1 protein-coding gene is annotated in these 1,102 nt (G+C 60.3%); it reads left to right on the forward strand.

The window, feature by feature from the left end:
- Nucleotides 1–1,102: AMP-binding protein (locus tag AC1DRJ_RS29005; RefSeq protein ID WP_477805155.1), on the forward strand; the 1,102-nt coding region annotated here is incomplete at its 3' end.

Below are 1,102 nucleotides of genomic sequence, written 5' to 3' on the forward strand. Positions count from 1 at the left end.
ATGAAACGCACGCCGAACGACACGATTACCTGGGGCATGATGCTCCGCAAACTGCCGACGATCGCCAAGGTCATCCCTCGCGTGGTGAAGGGCCTGAAAGTCGCCAACGTCAAGGATCCGACCCAACCGTGTGGCCTGGGCTGGTGTTTCGAACAAGCGACATTGCGCAATCCCGATGGCCCCGCATTACTGCAGGACGACGTGGCGCTGACCTATACGCAGGTCAATCAATGGGCCAATCGCATCGCTCATCATCTGATTTCCCAAGGCATCGGCAAGGGTGACGTGGTCGCGGTCTTTATCGAGAACCGCCCGGAGCTGCTGGTGACGATTCTGGCGGTGGCCAAGGTCGGCGCGATCAGCGCCTTGCTCAATACTTCGCAGACCCGCGATACCCTCCTGCACAGCCTGAACCTGGTGGTGCCGGTGGCGATTATTGTCGGCGGTGAATTGGTCCCGGCGTTTTCGCAGGTTCGTGAACGGGTTTCCATCACATCGGCGCGAACCTGGTTCGTCGCCGATCAAGCCACCTACAACCATCCGGGCATTGCCCCCGACGGTTTCGTCAACTTGATGGCGGCCAGTGCCGATGCGTCCGACGATAACCCTGTCAGTGGGCAGCAGGTTTTTTTCGACGATCCTTGTTTCTATATCTACACCTCAGGCACCACCGGACTGCCCAAGGCTGGCGTCTTCAAGCACGGGCGCTGGATGCGCAGCTCTGCCAGTTTCGGCTTGATCGCCTTGGATATGCAGCCGCACGACATCGTCTATTGCACCTTGCCGCTGTATCACGGCACCGGACTGTGCGTGTGCTGGGGCTCGGCTATCAGCGGCGCCTCGGGGTTTGCCATCCGCCGCAAGTTCAGCTCCAGCCAGTTCTGGAGTGACGTACGCAAATACCACGCGACCACCCTCGGCTACGTCGGCGAACTGTGCCGTTATCTGGTGGATCAGCCGCCCAGCGACGAGGACCGCCAACACAGCGTGACCAAGATGATTGGCAACGGCTTGCGTCCCGGCGCGTGGAACGCCTTCAAGACCCGTTTCGGTGTCAGGCACATTTGCGAGCTGTATGCGGCCAGCGACGGCAATATCGGGT

The sequence above is a fragment of the Pseudomonas sp. P5_B2 genome (assembly GCF_056400445.1).